We start from the raw sequence: 6288 nt of genomic DNA, 5'->3' as shown, positions 1-6288 counted from the left end.
GGTGCACACCACCCGCCCCCCCGGGGCGCCCCAGTGCGGCGCGGGCGCCGGGGGCCCCGGGCTCGCGCCGGCGGGCTCGGGCGGCGCCGTCGTCCGCGACCGGGTCGCGGACGGGGCGGTGTGGCGCGAGTACGTCGAAGGGGTGGTGCGCGAGCGCGACGGCTGGAAGGACTTCTACCGCGCCGCCCGCGAGGTGGCCGCATGACCTCCCCGGGCCCGACCGCACCGGGCGCGAGCACCCCGGACGTGACCCTGCTCGGGGTCCGCCACCACGGCCCCGGCTCGGCCCGGGCGGTGGGCGCCGCCCTCGCACGGCTCGCGCCGGACGCGGTGCTGATCGAGGGTCCGCCCGAGGCCGACGGCATCGTCGGGCTGGCCGCCGAGAAGGACATGGTGCCGCCGGTCGCGCTGCTCGCCCACGCGGTGGACGACCCGGCACGGGCCGCGTTCTGGCCGTACGCCGAGTTCTCCCCGGAGTGGGTGGCGATCCGGTACGCGGTGGAGCGGGAGCTGCCGGTCCGCTTCATCGACCTGCCCGCCGCGTACGGCTTCGCCGACGAGGCCGCCGCCGACGGTGCCGGAGCCGCCGACGAGCCCGCGGCCGCCGACGAGCCCGCCGCCGACCCGATCGCCCTGCTCGCCGAGGCCGCCGGCCACGACGACCCGGAGCGCTGGTGGGAGGACGTCGTCGAGCACCGCGCGCCGGGCGCCGACGCCCTGGCGCCGTTCACGGCCGTCGCCGAGGCGATGGCCGCACTGCGCGCCGAGGGCCTCGCCGAGTCCCGCCGGGACCTCGTGCGCGAGGCGTACATGCGCCGGCAGATCCGGGCCGCCCGGCGGGCCGGGCACCGGCGGATCGCCGTCGTCTGCGGGGCCTTCCACGTGCCCGCCCTCGCCGAGCTGCCGACCGTCGCCCACGACCGGGCGCTGCTCGCGCAGCTGCCGAAGAAGACCAGGACGGACATCACCTGGGTGCCCTGGACGCACCGCAGGCTCGCCCAGTCCGCCGGGTACGGCGCGGGCATCGAGTCGCCCGGCTGGTACCACCACCTGTACGCGGCCGGGGCCGATCCGGTGCCGCGCTGGCTCGCCCGCGCCGCCGAGCTGCTCCGCGCCGAGGACCACCCGGTCTCGTCCGCGCACGTCATCGAGGCGGTCCGGCTCGCCGAGACCCTCGCCGCCCTGCGCGGCCGCCCGCTGGCCGGGCTCACCGAGACGCTGGACGCCGTCCGCGCGGTCATGTGCGACGGCTCGGACGTCGCGCTGGAGCTCGTCCGCGACCGCCTGGTGATCGGCGACGCCCTCGGCGAGGTCCCGGACGCCGCACCGGCGGTGCCGCTCCAGCGCGACCTCGCCCGGCTGCAGCGCACGCTGCGCCTCAAGCCCGCGGCCGCGCCCCGGGACCTCGACCTCGACCTGCGCAAGGACACCGACGCCGCCCGCTCCCGCCTGCTGCACCGGCTGCGGCTGCTGGGCGTCGAGTGGGGCGTGCCCGCGCGCTCCGCCGTCGCCTCGACCGGCACCTTCCGGGAGAGCTGGCGGCTGTGCTGGCAGCCCGAGTTCGCGGTCCGGATCGCGGAGGCCGCCCAGTGGGGCACCACGGTCGAGGACGCGGCCACCGCGAAGGCCGTCGCCACCGCCCGCGCGGCCGGCGAACTCGGGCAGCTCACCGGCCTGGTGGAGACCTGCCTGCTGGCCGGCCTGTCCACCGCCCTGCCCGCCGTCATGCGGGTGCTCGCCGACTGCGCCGCCCTCGACACCGACGTGGCCCACCTGGCCGGCGCCCTGCCCGCCCTCGTCCGCGCGCTGCGCTACGGCGACGTGCGCGGCACCGACCACGGCGCGCTCAAGGAGGCCGCCACCGGCCTGGCCGACCGCGTCTGCGTCGGCCTGCCGCTCGCGTGCGTCGGCCTGGACGCCGCGAGCGCGGCGGACCTGCGCGCCCGGCTCGACGAGGTGCACGGCGCCGTCGGCCTGCTCGCCGCGGACGGCCTCGCCGACCGCTGGGCCGCCGCCCTGCACGCGCTGGCCCGCCGCGAGCCCGCCGGCGGCCCGGCCACCGGGGTCCCCGGCCTGCTGCGCGGGCGCGCCGTCCGGCTGCTGCTGGACGACGGCCGGCTCGACACCGAGGAGGCCGGCCGCCGCCTGCGCCTGGTGCTGTCCGCCGCCGGCGCACCGGCGGACGCGGCCGGCTGGGTCGAGGGCTTCCTCTCCGGCGGCGGCGCCCTGCTGCTGCACGACCCCCGGCTGCTCGCGCTGCTCGACGAGTGGCTGACCGGCGTCTCCGACACGACCTTCACCGACGTCCTGCCGCTGCTGCGCCGCACCTTCAGCGGCCTGGAGGCGGGCGTGCGCAGCACCGTCGGTGCCCGGGTCGCGGCCGGCCCGCTCGACGCCGAGCCGTCCGGCGAGCCTGCAGCCGGCGAGCTGGACCGGGCCAGGGCCGACGCCGCCGTGCCGGTGGTGGCCCTGCTGCTGGGCGTGCGGCCGTTCATTCCCCGGCAGGCCGCCGGCCGCGACAGCTGAGCCGTTCCCCTCGAAAGCCCCCGCAGAAGCCCCCCGAAAGCCCCCCTCGAAAGCCCTCGCGAAGGAGGAGTACATGACGACCACGACCGACGAACGCCTCCGCCGGTGGCGCCTGGTGCTCGGCGGCGAGGCCGACGGCACCGGCTGCGCGCTGCGCGGCCGCGACGCCGCGATGGACGGCGCGCTCGCCGCGCTCTACCGGGCCGCCCCCGACGAGACCGCCCGGCCCGGCCGGGGCGGCCGCCGCGGCGCCGGGCTCGGCGGCTCGGCCCCGCAGGTGGCCCGCTGGCTCGGCGACATCCGCAGCTACTTCCCGTCCACCGTCGTGCAGCTGATGCAGCAGGACGCGATCACCCGGCTCGGCCTGGACCGGCTCCTGCTGGAGCCCGAGATGCTCGCCGCCGTCGAGCCGGACGTCCACCTCGTCGGCACCCTGCTCTCGCTCAAGCACGCCCTGCCGGAGACCACCAGGGAGACGGCCCGCGCCGTCGTCGGCCGGGTGGTGGCCGACCTGGAGCGCCGACTGGCCGACCGGACCAGGTCCGCCCTGGGCGGCGCCCTCGACCGCAGCGCCCGGGTGCACCGGCCGCGCCACCGCGACATCGACTGGGACCGCACCATCCGGGCCAACCTGAAGAACCACCTGCCCGAGCACGGCACCGTCGTCCCCGAGCGGCTGGTCGGCCACGCCCGCGCCCGGCGCGCCGTCCGCAAGGACGTCATCCTCTGCGTGGACCAGTCCGGTTCGATGGCGGCCTCGGTCGTCCACTCGGCCGTCTTCGGCGCGGTCCTCGCCTCGATGCGCACACTCGACACCCGGCTGGTCGTCTTCGACACCTCGGTGGTCGACCTGACCGAGCAGCTCACCGACCCGATCGACGTCCTGTTCGCCACGCAGCTCGGCGGCGGCACCGACATCAACCGCGCCCTCGCCTACTGCCAGTCGAAGATCACCCGTCCGGCGGAGACGATCGTCGTCCTGATCAGCGACCTCTACGAGGGCGGGGTCCGGGACGAGATGCTCCGGCGGGTCGCCGCGATGAAGGCGGCCGGCGTCCGGTTCGTCGCCCTGCTCGCGCTCTCCGACGAGGGCGCCCCCTCCTACGACCACGCCCACGCCGCCGCCCTGGCCGCCCTCGGCGCTCCCGCCTTCGCCTGCACCCCCGACGCCTTCCCGGACGTCATGGCGGCGGCGATCGAGAAGCGGCCGATCCCCCGGCACCTGATCGAGGGGGCCGGGCAGGGGTTCTGACCAGGCGGCCCGTCGGATTCACCCGGACGTGCGAATCCGCCCGACGGGTGGACCGGGCGTTTGTCACGCCGCTTTAGGCTGTCTGTGACGGTTCTCACCAAAGACGGGCCGGTCCCGGGCGAAAGAGTCCCGTCCCACGGGGATAACCTGCCAGACGGACGTGACGCGCGTGTTGATTGACGTGTGCGCCCGTGGCTGTGTGGGCCGCAAGGCCGTACCTCTGCGTACCCGCACCGCCCCGACGACCCGCAGCGAAGATCCTGCCGTGGCACGCTCGTAGAGACACAATCCGCGACCACGAACAAGGACAAACACGTGGACCTGTTCGAGTACCAGGCGAGGGACCTCTTCGCCAAGCACGGCGTGCCCGTGCTTGACGGCGACGTCATCGAGACCCCCGAAGCGGCTCGCGCCATCGCCGAGCGCTTCGGCGGCCGCGCCGTCGTCAAGGCTCAGGTGAAGGTGGGAGGCCGTGGCAAGGCCGGTGGCGTGAAGCTCGCCGCCGACCCGGCCGACGCCGTCGCCAAGGCCGAGCAGATCCTCGGCATGGACATCAAGGGCCACACCGTTCACAAGGTGATGCTCGCCCAGACCGCCGACATCAAGGACGAGTACTACGTCTCGTTCCTGCTGGACCGCACCAACCGCACCTTCCTGGCCATGGCCAGCGTCGAGGGCGGCGTGGAGATCGAGGTCGTCGCCGAGGAGAACCCCGACGCGCTCGCCAAGATCCCGGTCGACGCCAACGAGGGCTGCACCCCGGAGAAGGCCGCCGAGATCGTCGCCGCGGCGAAGTTCCCGGCCGAGGTCGCCGACCAGGTCGCCGAGGTCCTGCAGAAGCTGTGGAAGGTCTTCATCGCCGAGGACGCCCTCCTCGTCGAGGTCAACCCGCTGATCAAGTCCGGTGACGGCAAGATCATCGCGCTCGACGGCAAGGTCTCCCTGGACGAGAACGCCGAGTTCCGCCAGCCCGAGCACGAGGCCCTGGAGGACAAGGCCGCGGCCAACCCGCTGGAGGCCGCCGCCAAGGCCAAGGGCCTGAACTACGTCAAGCTCGACGGCCAGGTCGGCATCATCGGCAACGGCGCGGGCCTCGTCATGAGCACCCTCGACGTGGTCGCCTACGCCGGTGAGAAGCACGGCGGCGTCAAGCCCGCCAACTTCCTCGACATCGGTGGCGGCGCGTCCGCCGAGGTCATGGCGAACGGCCTGGAGATCATCCTGGGCGACCCCGACGTCAAGTCGGTCTTCGTCAACGTCTTCGGCGGCATCACCGCCTGTGACGCGGTCGCCAACGGCATCGTGCAGGCGCTGGAGCTCCTCGCGAGCAAGGGCGAGAACGTCTCCAAGCCGCTGGTCGTCCGCCTGGACGGCAACAACGCGGAGCTGGGTCGCAAGATCCTCGACGACGCCAACCACCCGCTGGTCCAGCGCGTGGACACCATGGACGGCGCCGCTGACCGCGCCGCCGAGCTGGCCAACAAGTAAGGAAGGGGACTTTCACACCATGGCTATCTTCCTTACCAAGGACAGCAAGGTCATCGTCCAGGGCATGACCGGCGCCGAGGGCATGAAGCACACCCGCCGCATGCTCGCCTCCGGCACCCAGATCGTCGGCGGTGTCAACCCGCGCAAGGCCGGCACCACGGTCGACGTCGACGGCACCGAGATCCCGGTCTTCGGCTCCGTCGCCGAGGCGATGAAGGAGACCGGCGCCGACGTCTCCGTCCTGTTCGTCCCGCCGGCGTTCACCAAGGCCGCCGTCGTCGAGGCCATCGACGCCGAGATCGGCCTGGCCGTCGTCATCACCGAGGGCGTCCCGGTGCACGACACCGCCGCCTTCTGGGCCCACGCCGGCTCCAAGGGCAACAAGACCCGGATCATCGGCCCGAACTGCCCCGGCCTGATCAGCCCCGGACAGTCGAACGCCGGCATCATCCCGGCCGACATCACCACCTCCGGCAAGATCGGTCTGGTCTCGAAGTCGGGCACCCTGACCTACCAGCTCATGTACGAGCTGCGCGACATCGGCTTCTCCTCGGCCGTGGGCATCGGCGGTGACCCGGTCATCGGCACCACCCACATCGACGCCCTCAAGGCGTTCCAGGAAGACCCGGAGACCGAGCTCATCGTCATGATCGGTGAGATCGGCGGCGACGCCGAGGAGCGTGCCGCGGCCTACATCGCCGAGCACGTCACCAAGCCGGTCGTCGGCTACGTCGCGGGCTTCACCGCCCCCGAGGGCAAGACCATGGGCCACGCCGGCGCCATCGTCTCCGGCTCCTCGGGCACCGCCCAGGCCAAGAAGGAGGCCCTTGAGGCCGCCGGTGTCAAGGTCGGCAAGACGCCGTCCGAGACCGCCCGCCTGGCGCGCGAGATCATCGCCGGCTGACCCCAGCCCGGCCGAGGGGGGGGGGGGGGCGCATGCCAGCTGCGGGGCGGGCCCGGCCCGGGGGGTGCGCCCCCGACCCCGCGGGGCAGTGGCGCGGGGCGCTCCGCGCGCGCGCCGG

At 74.5% G+C, this 6288-nt stretch carries 4 protein-coding genes and 1 pseudogene; all 5 read left to right on the top strand.

The window, feature by feature from the left end; genetic code table 11:
- Positions 1–205: pseudogene (locus ACFV4F_RS24620) on the top strand (hypothetical protein); the annotation flags it as partial.
- Entirely contained in the window at positions 202–2526 is a 2325-nt protein-coding gene (locus ACFV4F_RS24615; protein ID WP_380505465.1) for a DUF5682 family protein, read from the top strand. The pseudogene ACFV4F_RS24620 and the gene ACFV4F_RS24615, both read left to right, overlap by 4 nt.
- A gap of 73 nt (positions 2527–2599) precedes the next feature.
- Positions 2600–3778, top strand: a complete 1179-nt coding sequence (locus ACFV4F_RS24610) for a vWA domain-containing protein (protein ID WP_380505462.1) — start codon at positions 2600–2602, stop codon at positions 3776–3778.
- 315 nt (positions 3779–4093) lie between these two features.
- Positions 4094–5266 (top strand): ADP-forming succinate--CoA ligase subunit beta, encoded by a 1173-nt coding sequence (gene sucC / locus ACFV4F_RS24605; protein ID WP_359962397.1) that lies wholly within the window; start codon positions 4094–4096, stop codon positions 5264–5266.
- Between the two features lie 19 nt (positions 5267–5285).
- A complete protein-coding gene (gene sucD / locus ACFV4F_RS24600; protein ID WP_380438985.1) occupies positions 5286–6170 on the top strand; it encodes a succinate--CoA ligase subunit alpha in 885 nt (294 codons plus the stop codon).
- Positions 6171–6288: the final 118 nt, after the last annotated feature.

It is taken from the genome of Kitasatospora sp. NPDC059722 (genome assembly GCF_042733235.1).
GTDB lineage: Bacteria > Actinomycetota > Actinomycetes > Streptomycetales > Streptomycetaceae > Kitasatospora.
The sequence above is the reverse complement of the archived record's forward strand: the minus strand, read 5'-3'. Positions and strand labels throughout refer to the sequence as shown.